15 protein-coding genes, 1 tRNA gene and 1 pseudogene are annotated in these 17,417 nt (G+C 67.5%); 8 read left to right on the top strand and 9 right to left on the bottom strand.

Translation table 11 applies throughout. The features are described 5' to 3' along the window. Window positions 1–7: 7 nt before the first annotated feature. The 3 genes from rpmA to proB all read left to right on the top strand — a co-directional run bounded on the left by rpmA (window position 8) and on the right by proB (window position 3,058). Window positions 8–277: a 50S ribosomal protein L27 gene (gene rpmA / locus VGC18_RS06630; RefSeq protein WP_331095516.1), complete on the top strand. Its 270-nt coding sequence runs from the start codon at window positions 8–10 to the stop codon at window positions 275–277. 82 nt (window positions 278–359) lie between these two features. Continuing rightward, window positions 360–1,913 (top strand): GTPase ObgE, encoded by a 1,554-nt coding sequence (obgE, locus tag VGC18_RS06625; protein WP_331095514.1) that lies wholly within the window; start codon window positions 360–362, stop codon window positions 1,911–1,913. Then, a complete protein-coding gene (proB, locus tag VGC18_RS06620) occupies window positions 1,910–3,058 on the top strand; it encodes a glutamate 5-kinase (RefSeq protein WP_331095512.1) in 1,149 nt (382 codons plus the stop codon). Before obgE ends, proB begins: the two co-directional genes overlap by 4 nt. A gap of 32 nt (window positions 3,059–3,090) precedes the next feature. Here the strand turns inward: proB and VGC18_RS06615 are convergent, their stop codons facing one another. Then, window positions 3,091–3,876 carry a DeoR/GlpR family DNA-binding transcription regulator gene (locus VGC18_RS06615; protein ID WP_331095510.1) on the bottom strand — a complete coding sequence of 262 codons (786 nt, stop codon included), beginning with the start codon at window positions 3,874–3,876 and terminating at the stop codon, window positions 3,091–3,093. A gap of 256 nt (window positions 3,877–4,132) precedes the next feature. On the opposite strand from VGC18_RS06615, the gene nadD reads away from it, so the two are divergent. The 5 genes from nadD to VGC18_RS06590 all read left to right on the top strand — a co-directional run bounded on the left by nadD (window position 4,133) and on the right by VGC18_RS06590 (window position 6,795). Beyond that, window positions 4,133–4,732, top strand: a complete 600-nt coding sequence (nadD, locus tag VGC18_RS06610) for a nicotinate-nucleotide adenylyltransferase (protein ID WP_331095508.1) — start codon at window positions 4,133–4,135, stop codon at window positions 4,730–4,732. Between the two features lie 271 nt (window positions 4,733–5,003). Then, window positions 5,004–5,366, top strand: a complete 363-nt coding sequence (gene rsfS / locus VGC18_RS06605; RefSeq protein WP_331095505.1) for a ribosome silencing factor — start codon at window positions 5,004–5,006, stop codon at window positions 5,364–5,366. A 4-nt stretch (window positions 5,367–5,370) separates the two neighbouring features. Next, the gene (locus VGC18_RS06600) at window positions 5,371–6,102 is read left to right on the top strand and encodes a histidine phosphatase family protein (protein ID WP_331095503.1); all 732 of its coding nucleotides are present in this window, start codon (window positions 5,371–5,373) and stop codon (window positions 6,100–6,102) included. A 136-nt stretch (window positions 6,103–6,238) separates the two neighbouring features. Beyond that, window positions 6,239–6,311: transfer RNA gene (locus VGC18_RS06595), tRNA-Ala, on the top strand. A gap of 73 nt (window positions 6,312–6,384) precedes the next feature. Beyond that, window positions 6,385–6,795, top strand: a complete 411-nt coding sequence (locus VGC18_RS06590; RefSeq protein ID WP_331095501.1) for a hypothetical protein — start codon at window positions 6,385–6,387, stop codon at window positions 6,793–6,795. Between the two features lie 81 nt (window positions 6,796–6,876). Here the strand turns inward: VGC18_RS06590 and VGC18_RS16200 are convergent. The 8 genes and pseudogenes from VGC18_RS16200 to VGC18_RS06550 all read right to left on the bottom strand — a co-directional run. Further along, window positions 6,877–7,905 (bottom strand): annotated as a pseudogene (locus VGC18_RS16200) (recombinase family protein); the annotation flags it as partial. A gap of 187 nt (window positions 7,906–8,092) precedes the next feature. Further along, window positions 8,093–8,329, bottom strand: coding sequence for a hypothetical protein (locus VGC18_RS06580; protein ID WP_331095498.1), 237 nt, complete (start codon window positions 8,327–8,329; stop codon window positions 8,093–8,095). Then, window positions 8,326–8,961: a hypothetical protein gene (locus VGC18_RS06575; protein WP_331095496.1), complete on the bottom strand. Its 636-nt coding sequence runs from the start codon at window positions 8,959–8,961 to the stop codon at window positions 8,326–8,328. Before VGC18_RS06575 ends, VGC18_RS06580 begins: the two co-directional genes overlap by 4 nt. A 140-nt stretch (window positions 8,962–9,101) precedes the next feature. After that, window positions 9,102–9,650, bottom strand: coding sequence for a single-stranded DNA-binding protein (locus VGC18_RS06570; RefSeq protein WP_331095494.1), 549 nt, complete (start codon window positions 9,648–9,650; stop codon window positions 9,102–9,104). An 85-nt stretch (window positions 9,651–9,735) separates the two neighbouring features. Next, window positions 9,736–11,496, bottom strand: a complete 1,761-nt coding sequence (locus VGC18_RS06565) for a type IV secretory system conjugative DNA transfer family protein (protein ID WP_331095492.1) — start codon at window positions 11,494–11,496, stop codon at window positions 9,736–9,738. Window positions 11,497–11,689: 193 nt separating this feature from the next. Then, window positions 11,690–12,223, bottom strand: a complete 534-nt coding sequence (locus VGC18_RS06560) for a hypothetical protein (RefSeq protein ID WP_331095490.1) — start codon at window positions 12,221–12,223, stop codon at window positions 11,690–11,692. Between the two features lie 179 nt (window positions 12,224–12,402). Beyond that, window positions 12,403–15,381 carry a hypothetical protein gene (locus VGC18_RS06555; protein ID WP_331095488.1) on the bottom strand — a complete coding sequence of 993 codons (2,979 nt, stop codon included), beginning with the start codon at window positions 15,379–15,381 and terminating at the stop codon, window positions 12,403–12,405. Window positions 15,382–15,781: 400 nt separating this feature from the next. Continuing rightward, the gene (locus VGC18_RS06550; RefSeq protein WP_331095486.1) at window positions 15,782–17,269 is read right to left on the bottom strand and encodes an ATP-binding protein; all 1,488 of its coding nucleotides are present in this window, start codon (window positions 17,267–17,269) and stop codon (window positions 15,782–15,784) included. Window positions 17,270–17,417 lie beyond the last annotated feature (148 nt).

Genomic DNA, 17,417 nt, shown 5'->3' with positions numbered 1-17,417 from the left:
CACTGAGATGGCACACAAGAAGGGTCTCGGATCCTCCCGCAACGGTCGCGACTCGAATGCCCAGCGCCTCGGCGTCAAGCGTTACGGTGGCCAGGTCGTTAGCGCCGGCGAGATCATCGTTCGTCAGCGTGGCACCCACTTCCACCCCGGCCTCAACGTCGGTCGCGGCAAGGACGACACTCTGTTCGCCCTCAAAGCGGGCGCCGTCGAGTTCGGTCGGCGTCGTGACCGCAGGGTCGTTAACATCGTTGAGCCTGCCGAGCCTGTCGAGGCCTGACAGCTCGCACGGTCATGGGGGCGTCCGGCATGAGCCGGGCGCCCCTTTCTCATTTCATCCCGACCATCACCAGGAGACCATCGTGGCGAGCTTCGTCGACCGAGTGACCATCCACGCCGCTGGCGGCGACGGAGGGAACGGCGTCGCGTCGGTCCACCGTGAGAAGTTCAAGCCGTTGGGTGGACCCGATGGCGGCAACGGTGGCAACGGCGGCTCCGTCGTCCTCGTCGTCGATCCCCAGGTGACGACCCTGTTGACCTATCACCACAGTCCTCATCAGCGGGCCGACAACGGAACACAGGGCATGGGCGACTATCGACAGGGTCGGGCCGGTGAGGACATCGTGCTGTCCGTCCCCGACGGGACGGTCGTCAAGTCTCCAACCGGTGAGCTGCTGGCCGACCTCACCGGAGAGGGCGAGCGTTTCGTCGTGGCCGAGGGAGGTCGCGGAGGACTCGGCAATGCCGCACTGGCCTCGACCAAGCGCCGGGCTCCGGGCTTTGCTCTACTGGGTGAACCCGGCCAGGAACGCGACGTCGTCCTCGAGCTGAAGTCGGTCGCGGACGTGGCGCTCGTCGGATTCCCTTCGTCCGGCAAGTCCTCGCTGATCGCCGCGATGTCGCAGGCCCGGCCCAAGATCGCTGACTATCCCTTCACGACGCTCGTGCCGAATCTCGGCGTCGTCGAGGCCGGCGACACTCGCTTCACAATGGCTGATGTTCCTGGTCTGATCCCCGGAGCATCCTCGGGCAAGGGCCTGGGGCTGGAGTTCCTTCGCCATATCGAACGCTGCGCCGTCATCGTCCACGTCCTCGATACGGCCGCCTACGACTATGACCGTGATCCGCTGTCCGATCTGCGAACGATCGAGGAAGAACTCGGTGCCTACCGGGGCGATCTCGGCGAGGTCGAGGGCTATGTGCCGATCATGGAGCGGCCCCGCGTCGTCGTCCTCAACAAGGTCGACGTCCCCGACGGACGCGACTTGGCGGACATCGCGCGTCCCAGCCTGGAGGAGTTGGGCTGGCCGGTCTTTGAGGTGTCCGCAGTCACTCACGAGGGACTCAAGGAACTGTCCTTTGGACTCGCCCAGTTGGTCGAGCGCCAGCGTGCGGAGATTCCCGCTGCTGCTTTGTCGCGTCCGGTGTTGCATCCGCAGGCCGTCGGCGCGCGCGTGGCGGTCACCGTTACGCGGCGCCAGAAGAATGGCGGGACCGTCTACCAGGTCCGCGGCGACAAGCCGGAACGCTGGGTTCGTCAGACGGACTTCTCCAATGATGAGGCCGTCGGTTATCTGGCGGATCGTCTGGCGGCGGTCGGCGTCGAGGACGAGTTGGTCCGCGCCGGAGCATCGGCAGGCGACACGGTCGTCATCGGTGGTCTGGACGATGGCGTGATCTTCGATTGGGAGCCGAGCCTGACGACAGGGCCCGAACTGCTCGGGGAACGCGGCACGGATGTGCGCGTCGAGCGTAATGACCGTCCGTCCCGTCGTGAGCGTCGTGAGCGCTACCACGACTCGATGGACGCGAAGACGGTTGCGCGCGAAGAACTGTGGACCGAGCGCGAGGCCGGCGTGTGGACCGACCCGAACGAGGGCGGCTCCGACTCGAGCGGGTCGGGATCTCGGCGATGACCAGCGGCCAGGACCGCGCGACGTCGGAGGACGGGGCCGGAGTCTTCGCCGGGCTGGCGGGTGCGCGCCGTATTGTCGTCAAGATCGGATCCTCCTCGCTCACTCGCGAGGACGGGGGATTGAACCTCAATCGGATCGACGTCGTGGCCCGACTCGCCGCGCAATGGTGTCAGGGTGGGCGCGAGATCCTCATCGTCTCTTCCGGTGCGGTGGCGGCCGGTCTCGATCCGCTCGGGATGACGTCGCGCCCCCGCGATCTCGCCAGCGTCCAGGCAGCCGCCTCGATGGGCCAGGGATTGCTGGTGGCTCGGTGGTCCTCGGCCTTCCAATCGCATCATCGACACGTTGCACAAGTCCTGTTGACCACCGATGACGTCATGCGGCGTGACCACTACACGAACGCTCGTCAGGCGCTGGAGAAGTTGTTGGGCTTCGGGGTCGTGCCGATCATCAACGAGAACGACACCGTGGCCACTCGCGAGGTCCGTTTCGGGGACAACGACCGTCTGGCGTCCTATGTCGCGCAGATGGTCGCCGCGGACGCCCTCGTCCTGCTCACCGATGTTGAGGGTCTTTTCACTGCGCCTCCGGGGCGCCCCGGTGCCGAGCTGATCCCGGTGGTGGCCTCTCGCGACGACCTGAGATCGGTCCTGGTCAGCGGTGCCGGATCGAGAGTCGGCTCCGGCGGGATGGTGACGAAGGTCCAGGCGGCGACAATGGCGACCTCGTCGGGGATCGGCGTCCTGCTGACGTGCGCGGACAACTTGGGTCCGGCGCTGGCGGGGGAGTCGGTCGGCACGTGGTTCGCCCCGACCGGATCGAGGCCTGCTTCGCGGATCCTGTGGATCGCCCACGCCGCACCCTCTCGCGGGGAACTCCTGTTGGACGAGGGCGCTGTCGAGGCGATCACCCAACGGAACAAGTCCTTGCTGTCGGCGGGCGTCCGACAGGTCATCAGCACCTTCGATTCGGGGGACGTCGTCGACCTCGCGGGGCCCGCGGGCCTGGTGGCACGTGGCATCGTCGCCTACGACTCCGACACGGTTGCGTCAATGGCGGGAATGTCGGCCCACGATCTGCTCAAACAGGGATGGGAGAATCCGCGCCCGATCGTCCATCGGGACGACCTCGCTTTGCTCGTCTGAGTGCGGGCAACCCGCCGGGGTGTCCCCCGTGCTCAGGCGAGGACGACGTGGACGCCGGAGTCCTCGAAGGCTCGCACCTGGACCGGATCGGCCTCGGAATCGGTGATCAACGTGTCGACGAGGTCGTTGTCGACGATCTTCGCGAAGGAGAAAGCGCCGAGTTTCGAATGGTCGGCGATGACGACAAGGCGTCGGGCGGCCTCGGCGAAGGCCGCGTTGATGACAGCCTCCCCGTCGTGGATCGTGAACAGGCCCTCGCCCGCGACGATCCCATGGACTCCGAGGAAAGCCGTTCCGATGGAGATCCGGGGCAGTTTCGCCTGGGCGAGCGGCCCGATCAACTCATAGGAACGCGCGAGGGCGACCCCTCCGGTGACGACGACGCGAACATTGGGCCGCACAGTGAGGTCGGCGGCGATGTTGACGGCATTCGTGACGACGGTGACGGGAAGCTCTGTGAATCCTGGATTCGAGGAGGAAGCGATTCCGAGCTCCAGGGCCATTTGGGTGGTCGTGGTCCCCCCGTTGAGTGCGATGACCTCGCCGGGATGGACCATTGCGACCGCGGCCTCGGCGATGCGTCGCTTCTGGTCGCCCTGACGGGTTGCCCGATAGCGCAGGGGGAGCTCTCCGGTGGCGGCGTTGGCGATCGCACCGCCGCGCGTGCGGGTCAGCAGCTGCTGGTTCGCGAGGGCATCGAGATCTCGCCGGGCTGTGGCACCGGAGATGCCCAGTTCCTCGATGATGTCGTCGACCCGGATCGTTCCGCGTTGAATGACGAGGTCGGCGAGCAGTGACAGGCGCTCATGTCGGTTCATGGAGGTGAGGGCTTTCGACGGACTGACAAGGATAGAGTGCTCCGATCGTAGCGTGATACCTGAGAGCTTCTGTTCAATACGGCTCTGTGTGATCAGTCGCTCGGGTAGTTTTGAGCAGTTTTTGCGCGAGATGTGCTCATGTATGGGTGATCACCTGCCATCGCGGACGAAAGGGGTACTCTGCCGTGTGCCCCGGGCCGTGGAATCCCGGGCATCCCGGACCGCGACGGTCCTTGACCCTCCACAGGAGGCACGTGTGGCGAATGCGACCCACCGTCGTTCCATCGGAATCATGGGCGGCACCTTCGACCCGATCCACCATGGCCACCTCGTGGCAGCCTCGGAGGTCATGCAGGTGTTCCATCTGGACCAGGTGATCTTCGTGCCGGCGGCGATGCAGCCCTTCAAGGCCGGGCGTCGGGTGACTCCGGCTGAGCATCGCTACTTGATGACGGTCATCGCGACGGCCTCGAATCCGTCCTTCGACGTCTCGCGCGTCGACATCGACCGTGGGGGGATGACCTACACGATTGACACGTTGACCGATCTGAGGGCCCGGGAGCCCGATGCTGACTACTTCTTCATCACTGGCGCTGACGCCTTGGCGCAGATTGCCCAATGGAAGGACGCCGACAGGCTTTTCGACATGGCCCACTTCGTCGGCGTGACGCGTCCGGGGCATGTCCTCGATGCGAACGGACTGCCGCGCGACTCCGTTTCACTGCTGGAAGTACCCGCGATGGCGATCTCCTCGACGGACTGCCGCGAGCGCGTCCAGGAGGGCAAGCCGGTGTGGTACTTGGTGCCCGACGGAGTCGTCCAGTACATCGCAAAGTACGACCTCTACCGGGACTGAACCCACCGCGAAGCACGCCGCTTGCTCATCAGCATGGCTCATGTTGGCGACACTCTCATGTAACAAGTGGTGACTGTGCACCTGGTGTCCGCCCGGCGTCCGGCACGAGACTGTGGCCGTCCACTGTGTGATCAATTCCACGCGATCGAGGACATTCGGAGCGATGAGCTCGGGCGCGACGCGATGCGCGTGCCACACTGAGTGCGTCGGCACCCATTGACGGACGGGAGACACCGTGACCTGCAGTCGCGAGACAGAGGGATTGATCCGAGTGGCGACGGAAGCCGCTCTTGGCAAACTGGCGACCGATCCGGTCGTCATTGACGTGTCTGAACGCCTCCATCTTGCGGAGGCCTTCCTCATCACCTCTGCTCCGAGCGAGCGACAGGTCCGCGCGATTGCGGAGAATGTCATGGATGAGATGTCCCGGCAGTTCGGGATCTTGCCGGATCGGATCGAGGGGCGCTCCGATGCTCGCTGGGTCCTCGTCGACTATGGCGACCTGACCGTCCATGTTCTGGTGGACGAGGACCGGGAGTACTACGCGCTGGAGAAACTGTGGGGGGATTGCCCCGTGATCCCACTGGAGCACCTGGGCGTCGTCGGGCATGAACTCGGTGATGTGGCAGTCTGAGTGGGTGGCACACTCTTCACGCATCGTCCTCCTGCGGCACGGTCAGACCGATTTCAATGTTCGAGGCCGCTTCCAGGGTTCATCGGACATTCCGCTCAACGACACCGGACGAGAGCAAGCGCGGCGGGCGGCGGACGTCCTCGCACGGCGACTGTCCGGGCATGGCGGGTCTGTCGGGGTGACTCCCAACGCCACACCCGAGGGCGGCGTGCGTGTCGTGACCTCACCGCTCAGGCGTGCCCACGAGACCGGCAGGATCGTCGCCAAGGCGTTGGCCAAGCGTGGCTTGCTGGTCGGGGCGACATTTGACGGGGGTGGCAGGATCCAGGTCGAGACGGATGATCGGTTGATCGAACGGAGCTACGGCGATTTTGAGGGACACACGGGCGCCGAGATCGAGGAGATCTTCCCCGAGTCGCACGCGCGGTGGCTCGCAGGCCAGGAGACTCCTGAGGTCGGTGTCGAGTCGTCGCGGGCCGTGGGGGAGCGGGTCCGGGAGGCTCTGCTCGACCATATCCTGCAGACTGGGGCAGACGAGACGCTGCTGATTGCCTCCCATGGTGCCGCGATCGCGCGGGGCCTCATTGCGATGATCGGGCTGGACGCCGGGACCTTCACTGCATTGCGGGGGTTGGACAACTGTCATTGGTCGGAGTTGGCCTGCGATGCTCGGCACGACGAATGGCGGATGGTCTCCCACAACATTGGTGCCGTCGAGGATGTCATCGGTGGGTGAGACGACGTCGGGCAGGCCGAGCGCCGGTGGTATTTCCGTGCTGCAGTGAGCACCGGCACAGCCGTTGATTTTGTCGGCTCGGCGAGGTCCCGGTATAGTTGACGGGTCGCCGCATGAGAGTGCGGCGGTCCGGTTCGGGGCTATGGCGCAGTTGGTAGCGCGCTTCCATGGCATGGAAGAGGTCGAGGGTTCGAATCCCTCTAGCTCCACCCAACGCATCAAGTTCAAACCCTCGTCCGCAGAAGAGCGGTCGGGGGTTTGAGCGTTTCGGGGCCTGGTGTCGTGCCGGTGGCGGGCGGCGGTCTGCGTGCTGGTGTCGAGCAGGAGCGCGAAGGCGCCGGTGGGCACCGCGCGGATCTCGTCTTGGTCGGTGATGTAGATCTTCTCGAAGAACGCCTGGTTGAACAGGCGGCGCACGGAGTCGGGTGCCTGCTGGTACACGGCGTAGCAGTCGCTGGTGAGGTCGAGGCAGTCGGCCAGTTCGGCTTGCGCTTCGGCGTAGTTCGCGCTGGCGGCGTCGAGCCTGCCGGTGATCTGTGCCAGTGTGGAGGAGATGCGGTCCTGTTCGGCTTTGAGCTGGTCGAGCGGGACGGCTCCGGCGTAGTGGGCCTGCATGAGCTTGTCGCGCTGGATGAGCAGGTCGTGCTTCTGCTTGGTCAGGTCCTGGGTCTCAAGTGTGGCCTGGGCGCCTAGGATCGCGAACTCCTCGGCAATCGCTCCCTCCAGCGCCGTCCTGGTTGCCGGGTCAAGTTGCACGCGGGAGTAGTGCTGCACGATGAGGTCCTCGACCTGATAGATGTGCATGGCTTTGCGGGTGCAGTCGGTGGTCTTGCGGTGCCGGCCGGCGCAGATGAAGTAGGGGTAGATGCTGCCGTGGCGGTTCTTCGCGTGGGTGATGACGAGCCGTGAGCCGCAGTTCGAGCAGTACACGGAGCCCTTGAGGTAGTGGTCGTGGGTCTGTGTCTTGTCGCCGGCGACGTTGTTGGCGCGCAGCACGGCTTGCACCTGGGTCCAGACGTCGACGGGCACGAGTGGTTGGTGCGTCCCGTCGTAGGGGACGCCGTCGTAGATGACGGTTCCCTTGTAGTAGGGATTCTGGAGCATCCGGTGCAGGGTGGAGACGAAGATCGGCTTGGAGGGCCGGCGTGGGCTGGCGACCGAGGTCAGGCCGCGCAGCGTCAACTCTTCCAGCAGGGTCGACAGTGTCCAGTCGCCGGTGGCGTACGCCTCGAAGGCCCAGGTGACCAGTGGTGCCCGCTCGGGGTCGAGTTCGACGGTGCGCAGTTCGTAGCCGTTGTCGGTGCGGACCTGGATGTTGCGGTAGCCGAGCGGCGCCCGGCCGATCGTGCCGCCGGTGGTGGCCTTGGTCCGTAGGCCCTTGGTGACCTCCATCGCCAGGTTCAGGGAGTAGAACTCGGCGATCGAGGCCATGATGCCGTGGGTGAGCATCCCGGCCGGGGTCTCGTCGATGTTCTCGGCGGCGGAGACGAGCTTGACACCTTCGGCTCGCAGCTCGGCGTGGATGAGCGCGTCATCGAGGCGGTTGCGGGCCAGCCGGTCGAGCTTCGGGATGATGCAGTAGGTGATGGTGTTGGCCCGGATGTACTCCATCATCTCGTTGAGCGAGGTGCGCTTGTCGCGGGTCTTGGCTGACTCGCCGGGGTCGATGAACTCGGCCACGATGACCGCGCTGAGGTTGGCGGCCTTCCGGTCGACGACCTTGCGCTGATCGGGCAGCGAGTAGCCCTCGTCGCGTCCGCCCCGGTGTGCTTGTGCCTTGGTGGAGACGCGCAGGTAGGACACGGCGAGCGGGCTGGTGAACTGTTCTGCATCGTTGGTGTGGTGGTCCACAGTGGTTCCTCATCTTGTTCGAGGCGCGTGCCGCGCGGTTCCTGAACAAGAGAGGTCCCCGGTCAGCCGGGGTCGATGCGCTCGGTGGGGCGCAAGCAACGATGTGTTGGCGGCACACGCGAGGGGCGGTGTGCGCTTCCTACTTTACCGGTCGGTCATCCTGATTTCGAGGTCGGGGGTTGTGGCGCGCGGGGTAGTCGGCCATCGCCGCGTTCGCCTCCTCGCGGTCGGTGAAGCGGCGAGCGAGGATGACCCCGACGAACGCCCGTGCCAGGCCCCGCACGTCGGGCTGGCTCTTCTCGACCACCCGAACGCCGAGGCGTCGGGTCCCTGCGAGCGAGGCAGGTCGCGGGTCAGGGGCCTGTTCCCCGCTCACGATTCGGCGTCCTCGCTTCGAAGGAAGGCGACCTCGGCCTCCGCCCGGCGGGTGACGTCCTCGATCACGAACGCGACGAAGTCCTCGTCCCGGTCGGTGATCGGCTGTTCGCTGGTCTCGGCTGTGGGCTCTTCGCCGGGCCAGGCGGTCTGCCGGGTGGGCCGGTCGCGGTCCAGGCGGGTGCCGGAGATGGAGACCCATTCCCGCAGCCGCTGTTGGGCGGCGTGGAAGTCGGTCAGGAACGCCAGCGGCCCGGCGGCGTCCTGCTGGGGGTCGTAGCAGCCGAGCCAGCGAAGATGTAGGGCGCTGAGCTCCCAGACGAGCTCGGGGTGGCGGTGCCACATCGGCGGGATGACGGCGGCCGGTAGACCGAACTCGATGCGCAGCCAGTTCACCCACTCGTTGAGGGCCAGCCATTCGTACTCGGCGTCGGATGAACCGAGGGTGCGCCAGTTGATCGGGCGCGGCGGGGCCGGGATGTCGTCGAAGGCGAACCGGTCGCCGCCACTGTCTTCGTTCTCGCCTCTGTCGTCGTCGGCGGGCACCGCGGTGACGTCGTCGGGTTCGTCGGCCTCGGGGGGCACGAGGGTGTCGTCGGTCTCGTTGTCGTGGTTCTCGGTCTCGTCGGTCATCGGTCTCGTCCTTCGTTGCGGCCACGGCGGTAGTGGTGATGTCTCGGGGGGCTGGCGGTGGCCGGGTACGCGGGTCCACCTGCGGAGCGGGGGAGTCGGGCAGGCCAGGCACGCCTGCGGCCACCGCCAGCGGTCGGCGGTCAGCGGGCCGCGGCCTCGGTCGCGGCGGGCTGGGCCTGCGCGGTGGGCTCGGCGGCCCCGAGCTGTCGGCCGCGGCGGCTGCCGCGGGCTCGGGAAGGCTCCTCCTGCTGCGCGGCTTCCTTCTCGGCCGGCTCGCGATCCGCGGACCCGCGCTCGGGACTCTCACGTTCGGTCCCGTCGCGGTCGGCGGCGGGCCTGCGCTCAACGGTGTAGGTCGTCGTGTTCGGGTCGTGGCCGATCCGGCGGGCGAGGAACTGCTCATCGGTGCGGGAGACCCCATCGACGTCGCGCGTGTACTCGCGAACCTCACCCTGGGCGAGGAACTCATCGCCCTTAGAGAACCGCTCGTAGGACAGCTCCGCGGCCCGACCGAACTGGATCAGGTCGTGGTAGGTGTTCGCGAGCCGGTGGAACTGGCCGTCGTCGGTGCGCTGGAAGTGCTTGATGCCGACGCGCGCGTAGAAGCGGGCCTGCCCGTCCTGGGTGTAGCTCAGCCGGGGATCGTCCGAGATGAACCCGTTGATTGCCTGCGATGTTCTGATAGCCACGGCTACCTCCTTCAACTGTGAGTCGAGGACGGCCACCGGGCCGCCTCCAGTGCACAGGTGAGGACGTGAGCCCCAGAGCGGTGAGTCAGGAACTGGCGCGCAGCAGCGCCTCGACGTCACGTTGGCCGGCAGCGAGCGCAGCAGCGTCAGACCGCTTCATCCACGGCCGCAGGTCGGTGATGATCGGCCGCGCGGCGCGCAGCAGGATGACGCCGAGGCCGAATGGCATGGTGCGCAGCACGTCCGGCGGCAGCACCGGCACGCGGCGCACGGAGCGCTGCGAGGACCGGGACCCGTAGTCGCCGATGGTCACCGAGTCGGTGATCTCGTCGCGTTCCCCGATGAGGGTGGACAGGTCCTGCAGATCGCGGGAGTTGGAGGCGCCGCCGAGCACGATCTTCACGATCGAGGCATCCCAGATTGCCGCTGCCGCGTTCTCGCCCCACTTCTCCCTGGCCTGGGCGAGGGATTGCAACACGGGCAGTGTCGTGATGCCCGTGCCGCCGCCCTCGGCCATCAGCGTCGGCAGGCTCGGCAGCGGCGCGAGGTTCCCGATCTCGTCCAGGGCAAGCAGCAGCGGCGGGTCCAACCGCGCCCCCGGGGACCGTGCCGCGAGCCGTCGAGCGGTCTCGACCAGATCCTCGATCAAGGCCGCGACCAGCGACGCGCTCGCCCCGGCTCCTGCCCCGGTAGCGAGCAAATACAAGGTGCCGTTCTGGGTGAGGAACCGTTCCGGGTCGAACTCCTCGCCGGGCCGGGGGGTCACCGCGTCCAGCACGCGCGGGTCGGCCAGCGCGGAGAACGCCAGGGACACGCCCTGCCAGATGCTGTCGCGGGTGCGCGGGTCGGATTGCAGCATCGACTCCAGCGACTCCGCCCAGCCCTCGGCAGCCCGCGGGTTGGACTGGAGGATGCGCACCGCATCCCCCGCGGCGGTCGGGTTCAGCGCCCAGCTGTAGAGGGCGCCCGCGTCGCGGTGGTCGAGGGCGGCGGCGTGCAGCAGCACCTGGATCGCGGCGGTCGTCTTGCCCTGCCAGAAGTCACCGCCGGAGACCGACCCGAAGTCAGTCGCCGTCGACAATCCGACAGCGCGGATCATCGCCGTGAGCGGGTCCTCACAGCCCCGCACCGGCGACCAGCGCAGCCCTGCGGGCAGACCGGGCGCGATACACTGCGGGTCGAACACCGCCACCGGACCCTTGTCCTGACGCGCCAGCAGAGTCGCGGTGATGTTGTCCGGCCTGGTGCTCGTCGTGACGACGGCGCCGGGCGCATCCAGGATGCTGTTGATGACAACGTGCAGACCCTTGCCGGAGCGCGGCGGGCCGATCAGCAAGATCGAGTCCTCCACGGTCGCCCACACCTGCCGGCCCCGCGAGGTGCCCAGCAGGTAGCCGACATCGCAGGGTTGGGGCTTGTTCAGCGAGGGACGGAAGGTCTTCGCCCGGCGCAGCAACGCGCGCCGCGAAGCGACCGCCAAGATTTCCGAGCCCCCCGCGGCCCCGTCGAGACGCCGCGGATCAACGCGTCCCCGCCCACGGGTGATCAGCCGCCAGGTGAACACCGCAGCCGTGATGACCGTGCCGATCAGCACGGCGGCGATCGCCCAGTAGACGATCGGATTGAGGCCCGGCGTGCCCAGTGGCGTGCCAGGGTCCAGCGGCGAGGCCAGGACACCAACACCGGCGATGACGTCCCCGTCCGGTTGCGGCCGCCCGGTCAGGAACGCGGCGATGCTCCCGGCCAGGCGAAGCACCAGACTGAACAGCGCCACGATGACCAGACCACCCAGGGCGACGTTGACGAAGGCGTCGTTGGTGGGGCGCTGGGACGGGGGGATAGACATGGTCGCTCCTGGTGCTCGGACTGCCGCATCGGTGATCAGGTGCGGTCACGCGCCGCATCTCACGTGTCGCGACACGAGCCGGTCACGGTGATCCCGCCATCCAGCGACCCGGTTGTCCCAGTCGTGCCGGCGTGATCGCCGATACCAGTCGGTCAGCTCTTCCCCGAGCGAGATCGCGGTGGCGCGGGTGCGTTCATTCGGGGCGCCCGATGGTGAGGGTGCCGGAGACGCGGCCGAACAGGATGACCTCCCGGGTCGGGCTCGCGGCGAGCTGGTCGGTGGCCAGCACGGCGCGCATGGCACCGTCTGGGGCCGCGTCGCCGTGGGCGACGACGATGGCAATCGCCACGTCCTCTCCGGGGGCGAACCCCTCACCGCGCCGCACCAGGAGCTCAGGGACTTCTCGCTGTGCAACCGTGGGCTCAGGCGGACTCAGGCGACGTTTCCCGGGCGTGATGATGTCGGTGAACGCGCTGCCGTCCGCCTCGTGGACCTCGACTCTCAAAGGGCAGTGGTGGCGCTCGGTGAGCCGGTCAAGGACGTGCGCGAAGGACTCGCGCCGCCATGGCGGCGCGAACGGTTCGGGCTCATAGACGGTCCCGTCGACCGTGACGGTCATCGTGCCGTTCTCGGCCACTTCCACGACCACATGGGGTAAGACGACCGGCACGGGCGTCTGTTCGTGATCCTGCTTGTCATTGCCACGGTGGTCTCGGCGCCGGGTCATTGTGCTGCTCGGCTGTGCTGGCTGTCGGGGATGGACTGCGTCATGTTCCAGGCTCCTTCTGTGCGGATATGGAACAGGTGCGGCAACGCGCCCCACTAAGACACTGGGAGTTGGACTCGGACAGGAGGGGAGGGGCACCCACCGCGTGTGGGTGCCCCTCCCCTCCCAGCGTCCGCTGGTCAGCCCTCGTCGTGCTCGACGAGGTCAAGGAACGCTTGGTCCTCCTCACGGATGTATCCGTTGCGTTCCCGGTACAGCGCCAGGCGCCGCCCGAACCAGAGGGTCAGTGCTCCGGCGAGGGCGAAGACGCCGCCGGCGATGCCGAGCGGCAGCAGCGGGCCGTTTGCGCCGGTCTGCGCCAGGGAGGTGGGCCGGTTCGGGGTGTCCGGCGTCTCAGAGGCAGGTGGCGTCGAAGGCGGCGTCGGAGTGGGGGTTTCCGGTACCTCGGTGACGGTGGTGGTCTCGTTGGGTGCCCCGCACAGGCCCCGGTGGATCACCTCGCCCTCGGCATCGTGCAGCGTCTCGATCCAGTAGTAGGTGCCGGCCCGGTCGAAGACGACAGCGGCCGACGTGTACTCGACGGGACCAGTCACCTCGATTTGTTCGGAGGTGAACACCAGCTCGTCGGCGGTGCAGGTGGCGGTGTCGCCGTCCTGCCGGTATGCCTCGAAGGTGAGCGTTGTGTCGGCAGGGATGGTGCCGGTGACCTTCGCGGTGTCGTGGGCGGGCTCGCCCAAAGCGACTTCCGCGACGGCCATGGTGGTCACGGTCAGCGTCTCGGGCTGCTCGCTGACCACGGTGGTCTCGCCGGGTGCCCCGCAGGTGCCCTCCACCAGCATGGTTCCGTCCTTGTCGTACAGGGTTTCGATCCAGTACACGTTGCCGGGCTGATCGACGCTTGTCGTTCCCGAGGTGTAGACGCCGGGCTGGGTGACCGGGATCGGATCGGACTCGTAGAACGCCGCCTCACACACCGGGCCCTGATTGGCCGCCTGGGGTCCGTAGGCGCGGAACACCAGGGTCGCGCCCTCGGGCACCGTGCCCTGCACCAGCACCGTGTCGCCGAAGAGCTCACCGACCAGGACGGCCGGGGTGGCCTGGGTGATGACCGTGACGGGCAGCTCGACCTCGGGGGTCGGCGGGACGTAGAAGCGTTCCAGCACGTCCGCCGGAGACGACTGATACGGCTGCACACGGTCGTCGCCAGCGAACGTGGTCTCCAGCACGTAGTAGCCCGGCACGGTCGGGGTGATCCGGTCCGCGTCGGTGTACCCGAGCCGGTAGACGCCGTTGCGTGCCGGGGTCGTGATCGTCGTCAGCACCGGAGCCGAACTCAGGTCGAGGTCGTCGGTGAGCACCGCGTCGGTGTCGAACGGCCCATAGACGGTATGGACCAGTTCATCCACATCGGCCTGCCAGTAGCCGTCACCGGCGAACTCGCCGTGATTGGCGGGGAACCCGGTGACTGTCATGGTGTCGAACGCCCGGCCTCCCTCGTGGACGTTGTATTCGCGCATCAGCGAGGTCGTGGTGACCGGCCACCGCACCGAGGTCGTCTCGACCGGAATGCCGTAGGCGTCGGTCCAGTTGGCGGCGAGGTAGTCACGCACCCATTCCGGCTGCGACGCCTTCTTCACCTGCCACACCCAGGTCACGAACCCGCCGGTCGGGGCGATCACCGCCGGTGAGCTGTAGACGCCCGGCCCGTCTGCGGTGACCTTCACGGTGCCCAGCGCCACCGCGCCGGTCGGTACGCTGTCGTCCTGCGTTGGAGGGAGGGTGCCGGGTACCTGGTAGGCGGTTCCCTCGAAGACGACGGGGATGAACGCGCCGTCGCGCTTCAGCCACGCCCCGTTCGAGCTGGCGACGGTGATCGTGTCGGTCAGCGCGTCACCAGGAATGGCAAGGTGCTGGTCGGCCTCGGAGACGGCCTTGGGCTGGAACGGCGTTACTGCCGTCTCGGCGACGCGCCCGAACCTGTCCGTGAACGACCCGGTGAGGTACTTGCTGTTGCCGCCTTGGGCGGTCTTGTCAATCTGCCACACCCAGGTGTAGAAGCCGGACTCGGGGGCGGTGATCGTGCCGGGCGAGGTGTAGGACCCGGCTCCGATCAACGTCACCTCCTCGGCCCCGGCGACGCGAGCTCCGGCCGGCGGGGCGGCGGCTTCGGTGGGCTGCTCATCGAACGGCCCGTAGAGCGTGCCAGTCGCCGTGACTGGCACCGGGCGGCCATCGACGTTGATCCAGGAGCCCTTGGTGACCGTGACCGTCAGGTTGTCCACAAACACGTCGCCCTCAGCGACGAATCGGGAGGCGACCTGCGTGCCGATCTCGGGCTGGAAGTCCAGCTCGATCACCGGAGTCCGCGCCTCGGCCGACAGGCCCGTGGACGAACCGGCCACGGCACTGATGAGCCGCTGCGACTCGGCCGTCGTGTACAGGTCCACCTGGGCGCCGTAGCCGGCAGCGGCCACGCTCATCGACGCCTCCACCCGATAGGAGGCTGCTCCGCCCGCCGGGGTGCCGGTGATCTGGTACTGGCCGGCGCCGACCGTGCGCGACGACCCGCCGTCGGCGAACACGGCATCGCTGAGCGTGGCCGTGCCCTGCAAGGATGACGGGTGTGCCTGGACGGTCAGCGTCCCGGCGTCCTGGTCCTGCATCGCCAACGCGAGCGATAGCGACGGGTCCGTGACCGCGTTCACTCCGGCTTCCTGCCGCATCTCGGCGAGGTTGTCCAGGATCGCCCCTCGGACGCCGGACGGAGCACGGGCCACGTAGTAATCGTCGCCCGATATACCGTGGCTGTTGTACGTGCCCGAGTCGGCCACCGACCACACGAACAGCGCGACCGCCGCTGTTATGGTCGGATCGCTCGATTGCCCCCACCTGTCCAGGACATAGTTCAGTTCAGCGAGTTGCTGGCGGGACAGCGAATCCAGCGAGGTCACAGTCCGCGGGCCTGAGGTCTGCCCGAACGGCGAGGCGGCGCCGAGGTCGATGCAGTACGCCTGCCGACCGTCCACCTCCGTGCTGTACGCGCCGAGGAAGCCCAGCGTGCCCTCGTATCCGACGCCGCGGCTTCCCGCCTGAGCCGGCACGGTCCCGAGCACCAGCGTGCTGGCCGCGACGAGGAGCGCGACCAGCAATGACGCCATCCGGCGCCGCAACCCGCCCGGCGGGTGCTTGCGGGCGATAGGTCGGGAAGTGGTCGACAGTGACATGGGCTGGCCTCCTGGCTCTCTGCGAAAGGACGGCCATCGGGCCGTCTGGAGACCAGGTAGGTCTGGGCGCCCTATTCGTTGAGTCGGTCGCAGCGCACCTACGGCACCTTCCGCGGGAACCCGATCGCGGGTCTGTCTCTACTGCGACAGGTTCTTTGCACCGTTTTACGTTCGCTGGGTGCGCTCTGCCCGCTAGGTTCGTTCGGTTTTGTCGACGTCTGGGGGATTAGGTGACGGTGCTTCGGAGAACTGCTTGAGTCCCCCCTCCAGTAGCCTGAAACCGCCGGCGAACACTCAGGTTCCCGAGATCTCCGAACGAACTCCGCGAAACCCGTCACTTCCCGGTCATGCGGCCGGTGGTGTCGAACGCGGCGAGCTCCGCGGGGTGCAGCTGGTGTTGTACGACGAACGAGCGGTCCTTGATCCGCCAGAGCCCTTGGCCGACGCCCAGCGTCGGCAGAAGTCTCTGCTCGGTGCCGGTCAGCCCGAGGGCTAGGGCGGTCGAGCCGAGCTGGTCGGGTTCCTGCCGGTACACGATCCGGGTCTCGGCGTTGGCCAGCAGCGAGGAGGCGAGTGCGCGCATCGCGGAGCCGGAGTCGCCCACATTGTCCAAATCGGAGAGCTTGTGGAAGATCAACATGTTGGCGATGCCGAAATGTCGGGCCAGTCGCCATTGGGCGTCCATGCGTCGCAGCAGGGCCGGGTATTGCATGAGCCGCCAGGCTTCGTCGTAGATCACCCACCGCTGGCCGCCGTTCGGGTCCGACAGGGCCGACTCCATCCATGCGCTGGAGCAGGTCATCAGCACGGAGACGAGCGTGGTGTTCTCCGCGACGCGGGACAGGTCGAGGGACACCATCGGCAGCGACGGGTCGAATCGCACCGTCGAGGGGCCGTCGAACAAGCCCTGCAAGTCCCCGGCGACCAGGCGGCGCAGGGCGTGCCCGACGAGGCGTCCGTCTTCGGCGAGCCGCCCGTCCTGGTCGTCGGCGGGGTTCGGGGCGAGGATGCGGTCGACGACCATCGGCAGGATCGGCACGTCAGCAGAGCGCACTGCGTCGGTCAGGGCGAGGTCGATGGCGGTGTGCTCCAACGGGGACAATGCCCGGTCGAGCACGGTTTCTGCGAGCGCACCGATCAGGTCCCGGCGCCGCGAAGCCACCTGTGTTGCCCACTCAATGTCCGACACCGATGAGGGCCGGTAGCCGGCGTCCAGGGGGTTGAGTCTGTTGCGCAGCCCGTGGCCGAGGATGATCGCCCGCCCGCCGACCGCCTGCGCGACCGCCGTGTGTTCTCCCTTGGGGTCGCCGGGAACGTAGACACGGCGCCCGAACGGCAGCGACCGGGTGTAGAGGGATTTCGCCAGGCTCGACTTGCCGGAGCCGACAATCCCGGCGAGGACCACGTTGGGTGCGGTGATGACCCCACGCTGGTAGAGGACCCACGGGTCGTACACGAAGCTCCCTCCGCTGTAGAGGTCCTGGCCCACGAACACGCCCTGACTGCCCAGCCCGGCCTCGGCGAGGAACGGGTACGCCCCCGCCAATGTGGCGGAGGTGTCCTGGTGGCGTGGGAGCCGGAACCGTCCCGGCGTGCGCAACGTCGCGGTTCCCGGCTCACCGGCAGCGGGCAGGTAGGTCACCGAGCGCCGCTCTATCTGTTCGGCCTCCCAGCGCGTTCTTGCCTCGGCCTTGCGCTTTTGCCGGGCGTCCGCCTCGATCTGCGCGGCGGCCCGCTGCCGTGCCTTGCGATGTCGCCGCCGCTCACCCGTGGGACCTACCAGGATGCTCGTGTGCAGGCGGCCCTCCTCGTCGCCGCTCACAGCGCCAGCCCCCGGCTCTGTGCCGGAGCCCGGTTGCCCAGGCATGTGCACGCTCGCGTGAACTGCGGCCTCCGTGCCGGGATACGGTCATCGAGGGTTGGCATGATCGGTCTCCTCACATCTGAGAATCGAGGCTGCCCGGCAGGTA

It is taken from the genome of Lacisediminihabitans sp., assembly GCF_036404185.1.
Lineage (GTDB): Bacteria > Actinomycetota > Actinomycetes > Actinomycetales > Microbacteriaceae > Lacisediminihabitans.
Note: the sequence above shows the minus strand (reverse complement) of the source record. Positions and strands in the feature narration are given on the sequence as shown.

Bases quoted from the DNA above. Each gene is read 5' to 3' on its own strand.
- proB (WP_331095512.1), top strand. From the start codon at position 1,910: ATGACCAGCGGCCAGGACCGCGCGACGTCGGAGGACGGGGCCGGAGTC.
- VGC18_RS06615 (WP_331095510.1), bottom strand. From the start codon at position 3,876: ATGAACCGACATGAGCGCCTGTCACTGCTCGCCGACCTCGTCATTCAA.
- VGC18_RS06560 (WP_331095490.1), bottom strand. From the start codon at position 12,223: ATGACCCGGCGCCGAGACCACCGTGGCAATGACAAGCAGGATCACGAA.
- VGC18_RS06575 (WP_331095496.1), bottom strand. From the start codon at position 8,961: ATGACCGACGAGACCGAGAACCACGACAACGAGACCGACGACACCCTC.
- VGC18_RS06565 (WP_331095492.1), bottom strand. From the start codon at position 11,496: ATGTCTATCCCCCCGTCCCAGCGCCCCACCAACGACGCCTTCGTCAAC.
- VGC18_RS06555 (WP_331095488.1), bottom strand. From the start codon at position 15,381: ATGGCGTCATTGCTGGTCGCGCTCCTCGTCGCGGCCAGCACGCTGGTG.
- rpmA (WP_331095516.1), top strand. From the start codon at position 8: ATGGCACACAAGAAGGGTCTCGGATCCTCCCGCAACGGTCGCGACTCG.